Source organism: Streptomyces sp. H51 (genome assembly GCF_035656535.1).
In the GTDB taxonomy this organism is placed as follows: Bacteria; Actinomycetota; Actinomycetes; order Streptomycetales; family Streptomycetaceae; genus Streptomyces.
Genome location: NZ_JAYMHD010000051.1, coordinates 89,747 through 108,896, shown reverse-complemented (window position 1 = coordinate 108,896; position 19,150 = coordinate 89,747). Strand labels below are relative to the sequence as shown.

At 73.4% G+C, this 19,150-nt stretch carries 18 protein-coding genes; 11 read left to right on the top strand and 7 right to left on the bottom strand.

The window, feature by feature from the left end; all coding sequences use genetic code 11:
• Positions 1–31 precede the first annotated feature (31 nt).
• A complete protein-coding gene (locus tag VKA29_RS17285) occupies positions 32–1,717 on the top strand; it encodes an alpha/beta hydrolase (RefSeq protein WP_324786677.1) in 1,686 nt (561 codons plus the stop codon).
• Between the two features lie 72 nt (positions 1,718–1,789).
• Here VKA29_RS17285 and hemQ read toward each other — a convergent pair whose 3' ends face one another.
• Together hemQ and hemG are read right to left on the bottom strand one after the other, a co-directional pair.
• Complete coding sequence (hemQ, locus tag VKA29_RS17280; protein ID WP_324786675.1) at positions 1,790–2,521, bottom strand: hydrogen peroxide-dependent heme synthase; 732 nt, start codon at positions 2,519–2,521, stop codon at positions 1,790–1,792.
• A 5-nt stretch (positions 2,522–2,526) separates the two neighbouring features.
• A complete protein-coding gene (gene hemG / locus VKA29_RS17275; protein WP_324786673.1) occupies positions 2,527–3,978 on the bottom strand; it encodes a protoporphyrinogen oxidase in 1,452 nt (483 codons plus the stop codon).
• A gap of 160 nt (positions 3,979–4,138) precedes the next feature.
• On the opposite strand from hemG, the gene VKA29_RS17270 reads away from it, so the two are divergent.
• Positions 4,139–5,170: a DUF4349 domain-containing protein gene (locus tag VKA29_RS17270; protein WP_324786671.1), complete on the top strand. Its 1,032-nt coding sequence runs from the start codon at positions 4,139–4,141 to the stop codon at positions 5,168–5,170.
• 27 nt (positions 5,171–5,197) lie between these two features.
• Positions 5,198–6,589, top strand: coding sequence for an FAD-dependent oxidoreductase (locus VKA29_RS17265; RefSeq protein ID WP_324786669.1), 1,392 nt, complete (start codon positions 5,198–5,200; stop codon positions 6,587–6,589).
• A 92-nt stretch (positions 6,590–6,681) separates the two neighbouring features.
• On the opposite strand, the gene VKA29_RS17260 is transcribed toward VKA29_RS17265, so the two are convergent.
• Positions 6,682–7,008, bottom strand: a complete 327-nt coding sequence (locus VKA29_RS17260) for a hypothetical protein (protein ID WP_324786667.1) — start codon at positions 7,006–7,008, stop codon at positions 6,682–6,684.
• Positions 7,009–7,133: 125 nt separating this feature from the next.
• On the opposite strand from VKA29_RS17260, the gene VKA29_RS17255 reads away from it, so the two are divergent.
• A complete protein-coding gene (locus VKA29_RS17255; protein ID WP_324786665.1) occupies positions 7,134–7,958 on the top strand; it encodes a rhomboid family intramembrane serine protease in 825 nt (274 codons plus the stop codon).
• Between the two features lies 1 nt (position 7,959).
• Here VKA29_RS17255 and hemE read toward each other — a convergent pair whose 3' ends face one another.
• Positions 7,960–9,030: a uroporphyrinogen decarboxylase gene (gene hemE / locus VKA29_RS17250; protein WP_324786664.1), complete on the bottom strand. Its 1,071-nt coding sequence runs from the start codon at positions 9,028–9,030 to the stop codon at positions 7,960–7,962.
• Between the two features lie 127 nt (positions 9,031–9,157).
• Between hemE and VKA29_RS17245 the strand changes: the two genes are divergently transcribed.
• From VKA29_RS17245 to VKA29_RS17225, 5 genes are all read left to right on the top strand, one after another.
• Positions 9,158–9,838 carry a DUF3000 domain-containing protein gene (locus VKA29_RS17245; RefSeq protein WP_420718512.1) on the top strand — a complete coding sequence of 227 codons (681 nt, stop codon included), beginning with the start codon at positions 9,158–9,160 and terminating at the stop codon, positions 9,836–9,838.
• A 271-nt stretch (positions 9,839–10,109) separates the two neighbouring features.
• The gene (locus VKA29_RS17240) at positions 10,110–10,772 is read left to right on the top strand and encodes a response regulator transcription factor (RefSeq protein WP_324786662.1); all 663 of its coding nucleotides are present in this window, start codon (positions 10,110–10,112) and stop codon (positions 10,770–10,772) included.
• Positions 10,773–11,008: 236 nt separating this feature from the next.
• Positions 11,009–12,289, top strand: a complete 1,281-nt coding sequence (locus VKA29_RS17235; RefSeq protein WP_324786660.1) for a ribonuclease D — start codon at positions 11,009–11,011, stop codon at positions 12,287–12,289.
• 295 nt (positions 12,290–12,584) lie between these two features.
• Complete coding sequence (locus VKA29_RS17230; protein WP_324786658.1) at positions 12,585–13,802, top strand: acetyl-CoA C-acyltransferase; 1,218 nt, start codon at positions 12,585–12,587, stop codon at positions 13,800–13,802.
• Entirely contained in the window at positions 13,799–15,928 is a 2,130-nt protein-coding gene (locus VKA29_RS17225) for a 3-hydroxyacyl-CoA dehydrogenase NAD-binding domain-containing protein (RefSeq protein WP_324786656.1), read from the top strand. Before VKA29_RS17230 ends, VKA29_RS17225 begins: the two co-directional genes overlap by 4 nt.
• Before the next feature lie 57 nt (positions 15,929–15,985).
• Here VKA29_RS17225 and VKA29_RS17220 read toward each other — a convergent pair whose 3' ends face one another.
• Positions 15,986–17,002, bottom strand: a complete 1,017-nt coding sequence (locus VKA29_RS17220; RefSeq protein ID WP_324786654.1) for a hypothetical protein — start codon at positions 17,000–17,002, stop codon at positions 15,986–15,988.
• A 121-nt stretch (positions 17,003–17,123) separates the two neighbouring features.
• Between VKA29_RS17220 and VKA29_RS17215 the strand changes: the two genes are divergently transcribed.
• Together VKA29_RS17215 and VKA29_RS17210 are read left to right on the top strand one after the other, a co-directional pair.
• A complete protein-coding gene (locus VKA29_RS17215; RefSeq protein WP_324786652.1) occupies positions 17,124–18,005 on the top strand; it encodes an NAD(P)-dependent oxidoreductase in 882 nt (293 codons plus the stop codon).
• Positions 18,006–18,029: 24 nt separating this feature from the next.
• Positions 18,030–18,404: an NTP pyrophosphohydrolase gene (locus tag VKA29_RS17210; protein ID WP_324786651.1), complete on the top strand. Its 375-nt coding sequence runs from the start codon at positions 18,030–18,032 to the stop codon at positions 18,402–18,404.
• A gap of 39 nt (positions 18,405–18,443) precedes the next feature.
• Here VKA29_RS17210 and VKA29_RS17205 read toward each other — a convergent pair whose 3' ends face one another.
• Positions 18,444–18,725, bottom strand: a complete 282-nt coding sequence (locus VKA29_RS17205) for a hypothetical protein (protein WP_324786649.1) — start codon at positions 18,723–18,725, stop codon at positions 18,444–18,446.
• A gap of 137 nt (positions 18,726–18,862) precedes the next feature.
• Complete coding sequence (locus VKA29_RS37000; RefSeq protein WP_420718511.1) at positions 18,863–19,054, bottom strand: hypothetical protein; 192 nt, start codon at positions 19,052–19,054, stop codon at positions 18,863–18,865.
• Positions 19,055–19,150: the final 96 nt, after the last annotated feature.

Genomic DNA, 19,150 nt, shown 5'->3' with positions numbered 1-19,150 from the left:
TTTGTCGCAGCCGCGCACCGAAGGGACACCGATGAGAGCTCCCGCCCTCTACACGGCCGCAGCGTCCTTGCTCCTGACCGCCCTGGCCGCCGCCCCGGCCGGCGGCTCGCCGGGGACGCCGGACCCGGTGCGGGGCACGGCGGTCGCCGCCGCCCGCGCCGCGGCCGCCGGCATCCGCTGGGGCACCTGCGCGGACGGCCAGGACGGGCCGGGCCGTCTGCAGTGCGGCACGGTGTCCGTACCGCTCGACTACGCCCGACCCGACGGCCGGCAGATCCGGCTGACCGTCAGCCGGGTGCGGGCCACGCGCAAGGACCCGCGGGACAGCGGGCGCCGGGTACCCCGCCAGGGCGCCCTGGTCTTCAACCCGGGCGGGCCGGGCGGCGACGGCCGGTACTTCCCGCTGGTGGGCCTGATGCCGGAGTGGAAGCGCATCGCGGCGGCCTACGACCTGGTCGGCTACTCCCCGCGCGGGGTGGGCCGTTCCGCCCCGCTGTCCTGCCAGGACCCGAAGACGTTCTTCAAGGGGCCCTCGCAGGCGCCCACGCGCCCCTCGGAGTCGTACAAGAAGGAACGCGTCGCCGAGGCCAAGGCGTACGCGCGCGGCTGTGCCCGGCGGGCGGGCAGCGCGCTGCGGCACTACACCTCCCTCGACAACGCCCGCGACCTGGACGTCCTGCGCGCGGCGCTGGGCGAGCGGCGGCTGACGTTCATGGGGGCGTCGTACGGCACCTACTTCGGGGCGCTGTACGCGACGCTGTTCCCCTCGCACGTGCGGCGGATGGTGTTCGACGCGGCGGTGAACCCGGACCCCGAGCAGATCTGGTACCGCAACAACCTCGCCCAGTCGGCCGCGTTCGAGGACCGCTGGGCCGACTTCCGGGAGTGGACGGCCCGGCACGACGCCGTGTACGGGCTGGGGGCGACGGCCGACGCGGTGCAGCGCAGCTACGACCGGGCGAGCGCGCGGCTCGCGGCCCGGCCGGCGGGCGGCACGGTGGGGCCGGGGCAGTTGCGGAGCGCGTTCCTGACGGCCGGTTACTACGACGACTTCTGGCCGCTGCGCGCCGAGGCGCTGTCGCAGTACCTCAGGGGCAACCCGACGCCGCTGATCCAGCAGGCGGCGCCGCCCCGGGAGGCGGCGGCCGAGGCGGAGAACGCGAGCGCGGTCTACACGGCCGTCGAGTGCAACGACGCGCCGTGGCCGACGGACTTCCGGGTCTGGGACCGGGACAACACGCGGCTCGCACGGGTGGCGCCGTTCGAGACCTGGGACAACGCGTGGACGAACCTGCCGTGCGCGTACTGGCCCGTGCCGCGCCGGCGGCCGCTCGACGTGCGGACCGGCCCCGGCGAGCTGCCGCCGACGCTGATCCTGGCGGCCGAGCGGGACGCCGCCGCCCCGTACGAGGGCGCCCTGGAACTGCGTCGGCGCCTGTCGGGGTCGGTGCTGGTGACGGAGCGGGACGCCGGCACGCACGGCGTGGCGGGCGGTGCGAACCGCTGCGTCAACGGCTACCTGGAGGCCTACCTGCTGGACGGGCGGCTCCCGGTGCGGCGGGCGGCCTGCGCGCCGCACCCGGAGCCGGAGCCGCACCCGGAGCCGGAGCCGCACCCGGAGCGGGAGCCGAAAGCGGGCTCGGAGCGGAATCCGCGACCGGGAGCGGAGCCGGAGCCGGTGCCGGTACCGGTGCCGGGGGCGAGCGGCGCGCGCTGACGGCGGCGCGCCACCCGCGCCTCACCGGAACCGGAGACGGACTCGGACTCGGCCCCGGGCCGGTCAGGCCGGTCAGGCCAGCCCGGCGACCAGGTCGGCGACGGCCTTGCGGCGGCCGGTGAAGAACGGGATCTCCTCGCGGACGTGCATCCGGGCCTCCGAGCCGCGCAGGTGGCGCATGAGGTCGACGATGCGGTGCAGTTCGTCGGCCTCGAAGGCGAGGATCCACTCGTAGTCGCCGAGCGAGAAGGAGGCGACCGTGTTGGCGCGCACGTCCGGGAAGCCGCGGGCCATCTTGCCGTGGTCGGCGAGCATGCGGCGGCGGTCCTCGTCGGGCAGCAGGTACCAGTCGTAGGAGCGCACGAACGGGTAGACGCTGACGTAGTTCCGCGGCGTCTCGTCGGCGAGGAACGCCGGGATGTGCGAGCGGTTGAACTCGGCGGGGCGGTGCAGCGCCATGTTCGACCACACCGGCTCCAGGGCGCGGCCCAGCTTGGTGCGCCGGAAGAGGTTGTACGCCTCCTGCAGCTCGTCGCTGGTCTCCGCGTGCCACCAGATCATGAGGTCGGCGTCGGCGCGCAGCCCCGACAGGTCGTACGTGCCGCGGATCGTCACGTCCTTCGCGGCGAGCTGGTCGAACAGCTCCTGGACCTCGTCGGCGTAGCCCGCGCGGTCCTCGGGCAGGACGTCCTTCAGCTTGAAGACCGACCAGAGCGTGTAGCGGATGACCTCGTTGAGGTCCTTGGCCAGCTTGCCCTTGTTCGGGATCCTGCCGGACTCGGTGGTGGGGGCGTCGTCACTCATGTCCCTCATTCTCCTGCTCCTCCGTGCAGACTCTGCACCGGGTCGGCGGTGAGCCGCTGCACACCGCCGAGGTCTCCGTCCAGCTGGTCCACCGCCGCATGGGCGCTCGCGATGCAGGCCGGGATGCCGACGCCGTCGTACTGCGCGCCGCAGACGACGAGGCCGGGCAGCTTGGCGACGTGCTCGCGGATGCGGGCCACGCGCGCGTGGTGGCCGACCGGGTACTGGGGCAGGCCGTCGGTCCAGCGGGTGACCCGGGCCTGCAGGGGTGTGGCGTCGAGGCCGGTGGCCGCCTGCAGGTCGCGCCGGGAGACGTCGACGAGGTGGGCGTCGTCGTGCTGGAGGATCTCCGTCTCGTGGTGGCGTCCGACGGAGGTGCGCACCACCACCACGTCCGGTGCCGCCTCCGCCAGCCAGCCCCACTTCTGGGAGGCGAACGTGGACGCCTTGACGGTGTGGCCGTCGACGGGCGGCACGAGGAAGCCGCTGCCGGCCGGGAGGGAGACGTCGGCGCGGCGGTAGGCGAGGGTGACCAGGGCCATGGAGGCGTACTCGACGGTGCGCAGTTCGGCGGCGGCCGCGGGGGACTCGGCCGCCAGCAGGTCCGCGGCGGCGGCCGCGGGAACGGCGACGACCACGGCGTCGGCGTGCAGGACCCGGTCGCCCGCGGTCACCCGCCAGCCGCCGGCCTCCCGGCGCAGCTGTGTCGCCGGGTGCCCGGTCAGGATCTCGCCGCCGAGCGCGGTGACGGACCCGGCGACCGCCTGGGGCAGCGTGCCGACGCCGCCGGCGATGCCCAGGAACACCGGGCCGGTCTGCGGGTCTGCGGCGGCCCTGGCCTGGATCTCGCGGACCGCCTCGGTCAGCGAGGTGTGCGTCAGGGCGGCCCGGTAGAGCTGCGGGACCGCCGAGCGCATCGAGATGCGGTAGGCGTCACCGGCGTACACGCCGCCGAGGAGGGGCTCGACGAGGCGGTCGACGACCTCGCGGCCGACCCGGGCCGCCACGTACTCCCCCACCGCCACGTCGTCGCCGATCTCGGTGCGGGGCAGGTCGGCGTCGCGCTCGATGCGGGCGACGCCCTCGTCGGAGAGCAGGCCGGACAGGGCCGCGGCGGTGCCCGGGACGCCCATCACATGCCCCTTGGGCATGGGGCGCAGGGCGCCGCGGGTCCAGATGGAGGCGGCCGCGGTGGCGGGCGGCTGGAGACGGTCGGCGAGGCCCACCTCGCGGGCGAGGGCGACCGCCTCGGGGCGGCGGGCCAGCATCGACTCGGCGCCGAGGTCGACGCGGACGCCCGCGATCTCACCGGCGAGCAGCTTGCCGCCGGTCCGCTCCGATGCCTCCAGGACCGTCACGCGCGCCCCGCGCTGCAGCAATCGGTGCGCCGCGGCCAGTCCCGCGATGCCCGCTCCGATGACGACGACCTGCCCGGTGCCCGTGCCTGATCCGCTCATGGGCTCCACCCTCTCAGACGCCACCGGCCCCCACGCCAGGGCCTTGTGGCCCTGTCGAGTCGTGACCGTGACCTCATCGGAACCGCCGCGCCCAAACGTCCGGGCCGCCCTGCGCGTCGTAGAGACGTAATTCGTCACAGACCCACGGGGGGATGCCCACATGCGCGCACAGCTTTCCGTACGACCCGTTCAAGCCCTGGCCGGGATCCTGCTGGCCGCGGCCCTCGCGCTGACGGGGTGCGGCGCGGCGAACGACAGCAGCAGCGACGCGGGCGGCGCAGGCGACAAGGCCGCCCAGCAGAGCGAGGCGGGGGGCGGCGCGCAGAGCGACGCCAAGCCGGGCGCCTCCGGCGGCGCCGCGAGCGGCCGCGGAGCGTCCGGCACGCCCCGCCTGACGGCGAGCAGCATCATCCGCACCGCCTCGCTGACCGTGCAGGTCAAGGACGTGCCGAAGGCACTCGACCAGGCCCGCACCACCACCGAGAACGCGGGCGGCTACGTCGGCGAGGAGAACACCACCCGTGACGCGGAGGGCCACGAGCACACGCGCGTGGTGTTGCGGGTGCCGGTGGAGAAGTACGACGGCGTGCTCACCGATCTGCAGGGCGCGGGCAAGCTCCTGGACCGCACCGCGAAGGCCGAGGACGTCACCGACCAGGTCGTCGACGTGGAGAGCCGCATCAAGTCGCAGCGCGCCAGCGTCGCCCGGGTCCGCGAACTGATGGACCAGGCCACCAAGCTGAGCGACGTCGTCGCGCTGGAGGGCGAGCTGAGCGGCCGCGAGGCCGACCTGGAGGCGCTGCTGGCGCAGCAGGCGTCCCTGAAGGACCGCACGAGCCTGGCCACCATCACCCTGTCGCTGTCCGGGACGCCGGTGAAGGAGGCCGCGAAGGACGACGGCGACCCGGGCTTCGTGGACGCCCTCGCGGGCGGCTGGGACGCGTTCGTGACGATGCTGCGCTGGCTGGCGGTGGCGTTCGGGGCGGTGCTGCCGTTCGCGGTGGTGGCGGCCCTGCTCGTGCTCGTCTGGCGGCGGCTGGTGCGCCCCCGGCTGTCGCGGCGCACGGCCGCCGGGCCCGTCCCTGGCGCGCCGATGCCGGACGCCCCGGTGCCCGGCGCTCCGGTGCCGAGCGTCTCGGGCCGGCTCCCGGCGGCCCGGCCGGTGCGCGAGGAGGACGGCGAGCGGCACTGAAGTGCCGGGTGGCCGTAGCGTGTTCGCATGACGATGAACGGTGCGCGGGAGCGACTGGTCGTGATCGGCGGCGACGCCGCGGGGATGTCCGCGGCGTCGCAGGCCCGCCGGCTGAAGGACCCCGGCGAACTGGAGATCGTGGCGTTCGAGCGGGGCCACTTCGCCTCCTTCTCGGCGTGCGGCATCCCGTACTGGGTGGGCGGCGACGTGCCCGACCGGGACCGGCTGATCGCGCGCACGCCGGAGGAGCACCGCGCGCGGGACATCGGCCTGCGCATGCGGACGGAGGTCACGGAGATCGACGTGGCCCGGGGGCGGGTACGCGCGCGGGACGTCGACTCCGGGGCCGAGTCCTGGACGTCGTACGACAATCTCGTGATCGCCACCGGGGCGCGGCCGGTCCGCCCGGACCTGCCGGGCATCGACGCCCCCGGCGTGCACGGCGTGCAGACGCTCGACGACGGGCAGGCCCTGCTGGACACGCTGGCACGCACGCGCGGGCGGCGCGCCGTGGTGGTCGGGGCGGGCTACATCGGTGTCGAGATGGCCGAGGCGATGATCAGGCGCGGCTACGAGGTGACGGTCGTCAACCGCGGCAGCGAGCCGATGTCCACGCTGGACCCCGACATGGGCCGCCTGGTGCACACGGCCATGGAGGGCCTGGGCATCACCATGGTCGACGACGCCGAGGTCACCAAGGTGCTCACGGGTGAGGACGGACGGGTGCGGGCGGTGGCGACCGAGGACGCCGAGTTCCCGGCGGACGTGGTCGTCCTCGGTATCGGCGTGCGCCCCGAGACCGCGCTCGCCGAGGCCGCCGGGCTGCCGCTGGGCGCCCACCGCGGCCTGCTCACCGACCTCGCGATGCGGGTGCGCGGGCAGGAGAACGTCTGGGCCGGCGGGGACTGCGTCGAGGTCCTGGACCTGGTCTCCGGCCAGGAGCGCCACATCGCGCTGGGCACCCACGCCAACAAGCACGGCCAGGTCATCGGCACCAACGTCGGCGGCGGCTACGCCACCTTCCCGGGCGTGGTCGGCACGGCGGTGAGCAAGGTGTGCGACCTGGAGATCGCGCGCACCGGACTGCGCGAGAAGGACGCCCGCCGCGCCGGCCTGCAGTTCGAGACGGTCACCGTCGAGTCGACCAACCGGGCGGGCTACTACCCCGGCGCCTCTCCCATGACGGTGAAGATGCTCGCCGAGCGCCGGACGGGCCGCCTGCTCGGCGTGCAGATCGTCGGCCGGGAGGGCGCGGGCAAACGGGTCGACATCGCGGCCGTGGCCCTGACCGCCGGCATGACGGTGGAGCAGATGACGGCCCTGGACCTCGGCTACGCCCCGCCGTTCAGCCCGGTGTGGGACCCGGTGCTGGTGGCGGCCCGCAAGGCCACGGCGGCGGTGAAGCGGGGCACGGTGTAGCGGGGGACGGGGTAGCGGGGGACGGGGTGCGGGCAAGGGGACGGGGTGACGAGCGCGGGACGCGCCCACGAGGGCGCGTCCCGCGGGGACGCTCAGGCCGACCCGTTGATCCGCTCGATCGCCTGCCGCGCGTGCTCGGCCGGCGCCCGCGAGGGCAGCGACGACACGGACGCGCTCGCGGGCACGGCGGCGGCCGGCTGCTCGCCGGCGGGCTTCGCGTGCGCCGCGGCCGGCCGCGCGGACCGCAGCCGGTGGCTCACCGCCTCGTCCAGCGTCACCGGCCGCTGCATCTGCGAGGCCAGCCGTCCGGCCTCCTGGCCCAGCCTGGCCACGTCCTCCCAGGGCAGACGGACCACGAGGGCGAGTTCCGCCTCGCCGTCGGGCAGGGCGTGCACCGCAGGAGTGACTCGGTCGTTCATCGCCTGTTCCTCACGTCGTCCCCGCGACCCGCCTTCCCCGTGCCGCGGGCGGTTGAGGAGACATACGCACGCGCGCGGGCCGCCGTTCACAGATTCGAGGAGCCCATCGGGGGCAGTACTTCCCTGTGGTCATCCCCGTTCATGACGTGAACCCGGTGCGGCGCACCCCGTGGGTGACGTACACGCTGGTCGCCGCGAACGTCCTCGTCTTCCTGTACACGCCCGGCCTCGCCGGTTCCGTGGCGGGCGACAGCAGCCTGTCGCAGCTGTGCCACCTGCAGGCGTTCCTCGACCACTACGCGGCGGTGCCGCGGGAGCTGATCCACCATCAGATGCCGCGGCTGGTGCCGACCGGCGACGTCGCGGTGGGCGCGCACGGCGCGGGCTGTGTGGTGGCCCCGCCGGCCTACGACAAGTCCCCGCCGGTGTCCGTGTTCACCGCGATGTTCCTGCACGGCAGCTGGCTGCACCTGCTGGGCAACATGCTGTTTCTGATGATCTTCGGCAACAACGTCGAGGACCGCATGGGGCACGTCCGGTTCACGCTGTTCTACCTGGTGTGCGGCTATGCGGCGTCGTACGGCTTCGCACTGTTCAACGCCGACTCCACCGACCCGCTGATCGGCGCGTCCGGGGCCATCGCGGGTGTCCTGGGCGCCTACCTCGTGCTGTATCCGAGAGCCAGGGTGTGGGTGCTCGTGCCGTTCCTGGTCTTCCTGCCGCTGAGGCTGCCGGCCTGGCTGGTGCTGGGCTTCTGGTTCGCGCTGCAGGCGGTGTACTCCTCCGGCGGGGGCGTCTCCGCCGCCGGCACCGTGGCGTACGCGGCACACGTGGTCGGCTTCGTCGTCGGCATGCTGCTCGCCTGGCCGCTCAAGCCGGGCACTCCCCCGCCGCCGGAACCGCCCGGCCTGCTCTTCGGCAGGCAGGCGCGGCCCCGGCAGACCTGGTGAGTCAGCGCGCCGTGTGCGTGTGGACGTACTCCACGAGCCGGGTGAGCGCGTCCGGGTCGGTGGACGGCATGACGCCGTGGCCGAGGTTGAACACGTGGCCCTCCAGGCCGGCCGCGGCGTCGAGGACCTCGCGGGTCTTCGCCTCGACGGCCTCCGTGGTGGCGAACAGCACCGTCGGGTCGAGGTTGCCCTGGAGCGCCTTGCCGGGGCCGACCCGCCGGGCGGCCTCGTCGAGGGGGACGCGCCAGTCGACGCCGACGACGTCCGCGCCGGCCTCGCCCATCAGCTTCAGCAGCTCGCCGGTGCCGACGCCGAAGTGGATGCGCGGGACGCCGTACCCGGCGACGGCGTCGAAGACCTTGGCGGAGGCGGGCATCACCGAGCGGCGGTAGTCGGCGGGGGCGAGCGCGCCGGCCCAGGAGTCGAAGAGCTGGACCGCGGAGGCGCCCGCCTCGATCTGCACCTTCAGGAAGGCGGCCGTGATGTCCGCGAGGCGGTCGAGCAGGTCGGCCCACAGCTCCGGGTCGCCGTACATCATCGCCTTGGCGTTCTCGTACGTGCGCGACGGGCCGCCCTCGACGAGGTAGCTCGCCAGGGTGAAGGGGGCGCCGGCGAATCCGATGAGCGGGGTCGGGCCGAGCTCGCGGGTCAGCAGGCCGATCGCCTCGGTGACGTAGGAGACGTCCTCGGGGGTCAGGTCGCGCAGCCGGGCGAGGTCGGCGCGGGTGCGGACCGGCTGCTCGACGACCGGGCCGACGCCGGGCTTGATGTCGAGGTCGAGGCCGATGGCCTTCAGCGGCACGACGATGTCGCTGAAGTAGATCGCCGCGTCCACGCCGTGCCGGCGCACCGGCTGCAGCGTGATCTCCGTGACCAGGTCGGGCCGCATGCAGGAATCGAGCATCCCGATGCCCTGGCGGACCTTGCGGTACTCCGGCAGGGAGCGCCCGGCCTGCCGCATGAACCACACCGGCGTGTGCGGCACGGGCTCGCGCCGGCAGGCCCTGAGGAAGGCGGAGTCGTACGTGGCTGTCGGCTGCGGGCGGGCCGCGGGGGTGTCGTTGGCACTCACGGGGAAAGTCTCGCACGACGTGGGGCCCGCCCCGTCGCCGCGGCCGGGCACCGAGCGGCCGGTCCGGCGTCGCGGGCCCGGGGTGTCTAGGCCCGCGCGGAGCCCCGGTTCCCTTTAACCTTCCCGCATGGCTGCGGCTCAGGAACGACTGTCGGACGGCGCTGGCGACATGGACGACGCGAAGGACACCGGGGATGCGGACCGGCATGCGAGCACCACGGCTCCGCCGGCCTTCCGGGCCGCGGTCGAGGCGCTGCGCGGCAGCCGGCTGCGCCCCCAGATCGAGGTGGAGCCGACCCGCGCGCCGCAGCGGCTGGCGCCGTTCGCGTACGCGCTGGAGGCCACGGTCGTCGACGGTGACCAGGACCTGGCCGACGGCCGGCTGGTGCTGCTGCACGAACCGGAGGGGCACGACGCCTGGCGGGGCGCCTTCCGGCTGGTGACGCTGGTGCGCGCGGAACTGGAGCCGGAGATGGCCGCCGACCCGCTGCTGCCCGAGGTGTGCTGGTCCTGGCTGACCGGCGCGCTGCAGGCGCGCGGGCTGGCGTGCGGCGAGCCCAGCGGCACGGTCACGCGGGCGAGTTCCCACTACTTCGGCGGGCTGGCGGAGCGCCCCGCCGCCTCGCAGATCGAGATCCGCGCCTCCTGGACGCCGCGCGAGGGCCTGGGCGGCGTCCCGGACACGGCCGGCCACCTCGCCGCCTGGTGCGATCTGCTCGCGCAGGTCGCGGGGCTGCCGCCGGCCGGGCCGGGCGACGCTTCGGTGGTGACGCTGCCACAGCGGCGCGGACCGCAGTCCCCCCACTGACCACGACGGTTCCCCCCGCCGACCACTACCTCCCCACCGACCACGACGGTCTCCCCGCTGACCACCCCTTTGCCCATCTCTTTGTCGATACGGCCACTTTCAGTCATAGGTGACCCCTCGAACGAACCGATTCGTTCACCGAACGATCGACAGCCTGTCCGAATTGCGCAGATTGTTACTCACTAAATCGTGATCTTTTTCTAAAGGCCCGGAGGTTTGGTGCCGAAGACGACTTTGACCTACAAAGCCGTCCCACCCCCCAGGAGGCCTGGTGTCCGTTCTCCTCGAGCAGCCCGCAAGCCTGGTCGCCTACCGCCCGAACAAGCCGACCGCCATGGTGGTCGTGGCCGACCCGCGCGTCCGCTCCACCGTCACCCGCCACCTGTGGGCGCTCGGTGTGCGCGACGTCATCGAGGCCTCGTCCGTCGCGGAGGCTCGTCCCCGCATCGGCAACCCCCGCGACATCTGTGTCGCCGACGTCCACCTGCCCGACGGCTCCGGCCTCACCCTCCTGTCGGAGACCCGCGCCGCGGGCTGGCCCAACGGACTCGCCCTCTCCGCCGCCGACGACATCGGCGCCGTACGCAACGCCCTCGCGGGCGGTGTGAAGGGCTACGTCGTCACCGGCACCCGTACCAACGTCGGGCTCCCCACCCGGCCGGGCGCCGCTCCCATCGGCGCGGCCGCCGCCCGTCTGCACCGCCGTCACCCGGGTGCCCCGAGCCACCCGGGCGGCTACCGCGAACTGTCCGGCCGCGAGGTCGAGGTGCTGCGACTGGTGGCGGAGGGCCAGTCGAACAAGGCGATCGGCGTCTCCATGGGCCTGTCCGCGCTGACCGTCAAGAGCCACCTCGCCCGCATCGCGCGCAAGCTCGGCACCGGCGACCGCGCCGGCATGGTCGCCGTGGCCCTGCGCACCGGCATCATCCACTGACCCCGACCGTCCGCACATCCACCGACCCCACCGTCCGCAGGCAGCGCGCACCCGTCCCCGACACCCACCCCGATCGTTCAGCGGCGTGAACCGGACCGGCCCCCGAGCCCCGTCCGCCCGCCCGTCCACGCCGTGAACCGGACGTTTCACCTTGCTGACCGGTTTACGACCCCCAGCCGCCCGTCGACGGAACGTTACGTCGGCGGGCGCTGTCCACACACAGATACCCTTGACAGGTGACCGACGCCCAAGAGACCGCAGCAGACATCTCACTGCGAACCACCGGAGGCGCCCCTCCGGACGACGGCGGATCTACTGACGACGGGGCGCCGATTCCATTGCTGGAGCCGCGCGAGGGCATTCCGCCCGTCATCGCCGACGAGGACGCGCTGGCCGAGGTGATCGCCGCCTTCGCCGCCGGCACCGGGCCGGTGGCCGTCGACGCCGAGCGCGCCTCCGGCTACCGGTACGGCCAGCGGGCCTACCTCGTCCAGCTGCGCCGCGAGGGCGCGGGGAGCGCGCTGGTGGACCCCGTGGCCTGCCCCGACCTCTCCGGTCTCGGCGAGGCGCTGGCCGACGCGGAATGGGTGCTGCACGCGGCCTCCCAGGACCTCCCGTGCCTGCGGGAGATAGGCATGATGCCGGCCCGGCTGTTCGACACCGAACTCGCGGGGCGCCTCGCCGGGTTCCCGCGGGTCGGGCTGGGCGCCATGGTCGAGGGCGTCCTCGGATTCGTCCTGGAGAAGGGGCACTCCGCCGTCGACTGGTCCACCCGCCCGCTGCCCGAGCCGTGGCTCCGGTACGCGGCGCTGGACGTCGAGCTCCTGGTGGACCTGCGCGACGCGCTGGAGAAGGAGCTGGACCGGCAGGGCAAGCTGGAGTGGGCCCTGCAGGAGTTCGACGCCATCGCGGCCGCGCCGCCCGCCGAGCCGCGCAAGGACCCCTGGCGCCGCACCTCCGGGATGCACAAGGTGCGCCGGCGCCGGCAGCTCGCCGTCGTGCGCGAGCTGTGGCAGACCCGGGACCGGATCGCCCAGCGGCGGGACGTCTCCCCGAGCAAGGTGCTGGGCGACGCCGCGATCGTCGAGGCGGCTCTCGCGATACCGGCCAACGTGCACGCGCTGGCCGCGCTGAACGGGTTCGGGCACCGCATGGGACGACGCCAGCTGGAGCAGTGGCAGGCGGCGGTGGACCGCGCCAAGGAACTCCCCGACGCGCAGCTGCCGCAGCCGGGCCAGCCGGTGACAGGACCCCCGCCGCCACGGGCCTGGGCCGACAAGGACCCGGCCGCCGCGGCACGGCTGTCGGCGGCGCGGGCCGCGGTGTCGGCGCTGGCGGAGCGGCTGAACATGCCGCAGGAGAACCTGATCACGCCGGACACGGTGCGGCGCGTGTGCTGGGAGCCGCCGCAGGTCGTGGACGCGGAGTCGGTGGCGGCCGCGCTCACCGGGCACGGCGCGCGGCCCTGGCAGGTCGAGCAGGTCACGCCGGCGCTGGTGACCGCCCTGTCCGCCTGACCGCCGCGCGGGTCCTCCGCCGCCGCCGACGTCGAGATCACGCCAAGATCCTGAAGATCCGGTCCGGCACGCGGAGGGGATCCCGGTCCGGCACGCGGAGGAAGGAGACACGGAAGCCGTCGACGGCCGCCCCCTCGCGGAGGTCGACGGCGGCGCCGTGGCGTCCGTTCGGGTGTGACCTTCGCCGCTCCAGCCGTTGGGGGTGTGCAGCAGTGTTACCCACAAGTAGCATAAGTCTGAGCGCGCGCTCAGCGTGCCGCAGCAGTGCCATCCCGCACCCTGGAGGAGAGCCATCGTGCCTCGTACTGTCAGGGACGTCGTGTTCGTCGACGGCGTCCGCACCCCCTTCGGCAAGGCGGGCCCGAAGGGCATCTACCACGAGACCCGCGCCGACGACCTGGTCGTGAAGGCGATCCGGGAGCTGCTGCGCCGCAACCCGGGCCTGGACCCGAAGAAGATCGACGAGGTCGCCATCGCCGCGACCACGCAGATCGGCGACCAGGGTCTGACGCTGGGCCGCACCGCCGGCATCCTCGCCGGCCTGCCCCAGTCGGTGCCCGGCTACTCCATCGACCGCATGTGCGCGGGCGCCCTGACCGCCGTGACGACCACGGCCGGCTCCATCGCGTTCGGCGCGTACGACGCCGTCATCGCCGGCGGTGTCGAGCACATGGGCCGCCACCCGATGGGCGAGGGCGTCGACCCCAACCCGCGGTTCGTCAGCGAGAAGCTGGTCGACGAGTCCGCCCTGTTCATGGGCATGACGGCGGAGAACCTGCACGACCGCTTCCCGCACATCACCAAGCTGCGCGCCGACGAGTACGCGGTCCGCTCGCAGGAGAAGGCCGCCAAGGCGTACGCCAACGGCAAGATCCAGGCCGACCTGGTCCCGATCTCCGTACGGCGCACCAGCCCCGAGGCCGGCGAGACGGGCTGGGGCCTGGTCACGGCCGACGAGCCGATGCGCCCGGGCACCACCCTGGAGAACCTGCAGAGCCTGAAGACGCCGTTCCGCGTGCACGGCCGGGTCACCGCGGGCAACGCGGCCGGTCTGAACGACGGCGCGACCGCCTCGATCATCGCCTCCGAGGACTTCGCCCGCGAGAACGGCCTGCCGGTCAAGATGCGCCTGGTCTCCTACGCCTTCGCGGGCGTCGAGCCGGAGGTCATGGGCTACGGCCCGATCCCGTCGACGGAGAAGGCCCTCGCCAAGGCGGGCCTGTCCATCGAGGACATCAACCTCTTCGAGATCAACGAGGCGTTCGCCGTCCAGGTCCTGGCCTTCCTCGACCACTACGGCATCGCCGACGACGACGAGCGCGTCAACCAGTACGGCGGCGCCATCGCCTTCGGCCACCCGCTCGCCTCCTCCGGCGTCCGCCTGATGACGCAGCTGGCCCGCCAGTTCGAGGAGCAGCCGCACGTCCGCTACGGCCTGACCACCATGTGCGTCGGCTTCGGCATGGGCGCGACGGTCATCTGGGAGAACCCGCACTTCGAGGGGGACAAGTGAGCACCACCGCCGAACTGCTCAAGGGCGCGGCCGAGCTGTTCCCGGACGAGGTCGTCACCAGTGCGCACGTGCGCCACTTCGACCTGCCCCTGAACGCGGGCCGTTTCGCGCTGATCACGCTCGACAACGGGCACGACCACACCAAGCCGACCACCCTCGGCCCGCAGTCGCTGGCGAACATCGACGCCGCCATCGACCAGGTCGAGAAGGAGGCCGCGGACGGCGAGATCGTCGGCGTCGGCGTGACCGGCAAGCCGTTCATCTTCGCCGTCGGCGCCGACCTCAAGGGCGTCGAGCTGCTCAAGCGGCACGAGGACGCGCTCGCCATCGGCAAGGGCGGCCACGACGTCTTCAAGCGGCTGTCGAAGCTGGCCGTCCCCACCTTCGCGTACTACAACGGCGCGGCCATGGGCGGCGGCGTGGAGATCGGCCTGCACTGCACCTACCGCACGGTGTCCGCGGCCCTCCCGGCGTTCTCGCTGCCCGAGGTCTTCCTCGGCCTGGTGCCCGGCTGGGGCGGCTGCACGCTGCTGCCGAACCTGATCGGCGCCGACAAGGCCGTGACGGTCATCATCGAGAACAGCCTCAACCAGAACAGGCAGCTCAAGGGCAAGCAGGTCCACGAGCTCGGGATCGCCGACGCGCTGTTCGAGGGCGCCGACTTCCTGGAGCAGTCGCTGATCTGGACGGCGTCCGTCCTCAAGGGCGAGATCGTCGTCGAGCGCCCGGTGATCGACCGCGGCGAGGCATGGGACCAGGCCGTCGCCAAGGGCCGCTTCGTCGCGGACTCCAAGGTGCACGGCGCGGCCCCGGCCGCCTACCGCGCCCTGGACATCATCGCCGCCGCCAAGAACGGCGACCTCCAGCAGGGCTACGACGCCGAGGACAAGGCGCTCGCCGACCTCATCATGGGCGGCGAACTGCGCGCCGGCATCTACGCGTTCAACCTGGTGCAGAAGCGCGGCAAGCGGCCGGCCGGCGCGCCGGACAAGTCGCTGGCCCGCCCGGTCACCAAGGTGGGCGTGGTCGGCGCCGGCCTGATGGCCAGCCAGCTCGCCCTGCTCTTCCTGCGCCGCCTGGAGGTGCCGGTCGTCCTGACCGACATCGACCAGGAGCGCGTCGACAAGGGTGTGGGCTACGTCCACGCCGAGATCGACAAGCTGCTCGCCAAGGGCCGCGTCAACCAGGACAAGGCCAACCGCCTGAAGGCCCTGGTCACCGGCGTGCTGGACAAGGCGGGGGGCTTCGCCGACGCGGACTTCGTCATCGAGGCCGTGTTCGAGGAGATCGGCGTCAAGCAGCAGGTGTTCGCGGAGGTCGAGGCGGTCGCCCCGGCGCACGCGATCTTCGCCACCAACACCTCCTCCCTCTCCGTCACGGAGATGGCGTCGAAGCTGAAGAACCCCGAGCGGGTCGTCGGCTTCCACTTCTTCAACCCGGTCGCGGTGCTCCCCCTCCTGGAGATCGTCCGGGGCGAGAAGACGGACGACGCCTCCCTGGCGACCGCGTTCGCGGTGGCCAAGAAGCTGAAGAAGACCGCGGTCCTGGTCAAGGACGCCCCGGCGTTCGTCGTCAACCGCATCCTGACCCGCTTCATGGGCGAGATCCAGAACGTCATCGACGAGGGCACCCCGGTCGAGGTCGCCGAGAAGGCGGTCGAGCCGCTGGGCCTGCCGATGTCTCCGCTCGTCCTCCTCGAACTGGTCGGCCCGGCGATCGGCCTGCACGTCTCCGAGACGCTCCACCGGGCGTTCCCGGACCGCTTCACGGTCTCCGAGAACCTCGCCGCCGTCGTCAAGGCGGGCAAGCGCGGCTTCTACGTCTACGACAGCGGCAAGCCGGAGCTGGACCCGGAGGTCGCCGCGCTGCTGAAGCAGGGCGACACGGTGCTGACCGAGGAGCAGGTCCGCGACCGCGTCCTGGACGCGGTGGCCCAGGAGATCGGCCTGATGCTCGACGAGGGCGTCGTCGCCGAGGCCCAGGACATCGACCTGTGCCTGATCACCGGCGCCGGCTGGCCCTTCCACCTGGGCGGCATCACGCCGTACCTGGACCGCGAGGGCGTCTCCGAGCGCGTCAACGGCAAGAAGTTCCTGGCCCCGGGCGTGGCGTCGGTCCCCGCGTAACCGCCGCACGCACCGAGGAGGGCCTCCGCCGCACGGCGGAGGCCCTCCTTCGTCTCCTCAGGCCTCCCGCCACGCCTCCAGCGCGAGGCCCGGCTCGTCCTTGCGGCGGGTGAGCAGCAGACTCCCGGTGGACGGGGACGACGTAGCCGCCACCACCCGGCCGTCCTCGTCCACGGCGGGCGACACCCCGGCGTCCTCGGGGAGCAGCGGCCCGGACTCCGCCCACCAGGCGCCGGCCGACTCCTGCTCGGTCGGGTACGCGGCGAAAGCCACCCGGCCGCTCGCCGAACGCTGGGCGAGCAACGTGCAGTCGTACCCGTCGAGTTCGCAGCGGACGGCCCGGACCGGGCCGGGGCCCGCGGAGGGCAGCAGGGCGGCCGGCTTGGAGCCGAGGCGCCAGGCGCACAGGTCGCCCGACTCGTCGGTGTAGAAGAGGGTCGTGTGCTCGGCGGAGGTCGCCAGCGCGTACAGGGTGCCCGGGCGGACCAGCGCCTCCAGCGCCTCCTGGAGGACCGGCTGCGCGCCCGGCTCCTCCTGCCGCCAGTGCAGGATGCCGCCGGGCACGGCCGCGTACAGCTCCACCCGCCCCGACTCCCCCGTCACCGCCGCCAACCCGTCCCGCACATCAGCGCCCTTGAGGTCCCGCCAGGGGTCCCAGCCGCCCTTCTCCTTCTGGGCGACCATGCTCACCCCGCCTCCCCGGTTGCGGACGAAGAGGTGGCCCCGGCCCTGCGCGTCGACCGCCACGGCGGGCGTGCCGGTGACGGCGCCCTTCTTGTTGGGGTGGCCGACCGGGGCCCAGTCGAGGGCGGCCAGCCGCGGCCGGAAGTGGGTGGAGTGGACGAGGCCCGCCTCGCCGGACCCGGTGGGCCGCCACGAGACCAGGTGGGCGTACCGGTCGGGGCCCTGGCCGACGGCGCACGAGCCGAGCAGTTCCTGCTCGCCGCCGACTCTGCGGGCGGGCGACCAGGGGCCGCCGGGCGCCCGTTCCGCCCGGCACAGGACCGCGTCGCCCACGGACAGGTAGACACTGAGCCGGCCGTCACGGCCGCGCAGGAGCCAGTCGCCGTTCACCGGTTCACTCTAAGCGTGCGGCCTGCCGCGCGGTTGCGGTGGGGGCCGGGCGTTCGAACCGGCAGGCTGGACCCCGGCACCAACACGGGCCGCACGCCACCCCGGAAAGGGAAACCACGAAATGACCGACAAGCTGACCGTGAGCGTCCTCGGCACGGGCATCATGGGGGCCGCGATGGCCCGCAACCTCGTCCGGGCCGGCCATACCGTCCGGGTCTGGAACCGCACCCACGCCAAGGCCGAACCGCTCGCCGCCGACGGCGCGCAGGTCGCCGACAGCCCCGCCGAGGCGGTGCGGGGCGCAGACGTGGTGCTGACGATCCTGCACGACGGTCCGGCCGCCCTGGACGTGATGCGCGCCGCCGCCGAGGCGCTGCGGCCCGGCACCGCCTGGGTCCAGTCGACCACCGCCGGGATCGAGGCGACCGGCGAACTGGCCGCGTTCGCCCGCGAGTACGGCCTGGCCTTCTACGACGCCCCGGTGCTCGGCACCCGCCAGCCCGCGGAGGCAGGCCAGTTGACCGTGCTGGCGGCCGGGCCCGCCGACGGGCGGGCGGCGGTGCAACCGGTGTTCGACGCGGTGGGCGCCCGCACGGTGTGGACCGGCGAGGACGGCGCGGACGGCAGCGCCTCCCGGCTGAAGCTGGTCGCCAACAGCTGGGTGCTCGCGGCCACCACGGCGGCCGGCGAGGTGCTGGCGCTGGCGCAGGCCCTCGACGTCGACCCGCAGCAGTTCTTCGACCTGATCGCCGACGGCCCCCTCGACATGGGCTACCTGCGCGCCAAGACCAACCTGGTGCTGAACGACCAGCTGACCCCCGCCCAGTTCGCGGTGGTCACCGCGGCCAAGGACGCGCGGCTGATCGTCGAGGCGGGGCGGCAGAACGGCGTACGGCTGGACGTGGCCGCCGCCGGCGCCGAACGCCTGGAGCGCGCCGCAGCGCAGGGCCACGGCGACGAGGACATGATGGCGGCGTACTTCGCCAGCTTCGACGGGGACTGAGGAGGTCCGTGTCACCCTTGCCGCATGGACGCGGAACTCCCCCTGCTCGTGATCGTCGACGGCGCGAACGTGGTCGGGTCGGTGCCCGACGGCTGGTGGCGGGACCGGCGGGGAGCCGCGGAACGTCTGCGGGACCGGCTGGCGTCGGACGGCCTGCCGGGCCGCTCCGGCCCGCTGGAACTGGTCCTCGTGGTCGAGGGCGCGGCACGGGGCGTACAGGCCGTACCGGGCGTGCGGGTCGAGTCCGCGCCGGGCAGCGGCGACGACCACATCGTCGCCCTGACCGCCCGGGCCGCCGACCGCCCGGTCCTGGTCGTCACGGCAGACCGCGAACTGCGCCGCAGGGTCACCGAACTGGGCGCCGAAGTCACCGGCCCCCGCTCGGTCCGCCCGGCCTAGTAGTGGCCGGCCCTGCCCGCCCAGGCCGGAGGGAACACTTCACATCATGGCCTGAGCTTCCACGAGCGACCGCTGCACGTCTGCCGCCAGGTCCCGGAGACGTCCGGTCCGCACGCCCTCGTGTTCCATCCACTCGTCGAAACGCGGACGCAGGTGCCGCACCATGCCCATTCCGTGGCGACGCAGCACCGAGCAATTGATCGAGATCTCCTCCTGCACCTCTCTTCGGAGATCATCGGTCCAGCCCTGCGTCCGGTCGTCCTCGCCCAGAGGAGCTCTGAGAGCGGCCACCGCTTCATCGAGGACCGCGAGCAAGCTCATGGCATCTCCCAAAGGTCGCAGAGGGCCGTCTCCGTCTCGACGACGACCCACAGGAACCAACCCCAACCAAAACACCCCAAGCCATCCGCTCGTTGCCCGTGGGCAAGCAGAACATGGCCACCAGTTCCTGTAAGCCCTCAACGGCGAAAGCCGCCGAAGGAGTCCGAAGGCTTGGAGCCAAGAGCACCGCGCGCGATCACTCTTACTCGCGCGACAACTCCGATCTTGCGGTAGACGATCTCCTGCCGTCCGTCGATGAACTTGGCCTCGCGGCTCAGCAGAACTGCCACGCTGTTGCCCGCACCCTCGGCGACCTCCTTCGGGTCCACCCACCCCGGAGAGTTGAGGCAGGTCGACAGCGCCGAGTGCCGGAGGTCATACGGGGCGGGCCGTGAGCGGTGAGGCGACCGCGGCCTGCGGGAGCG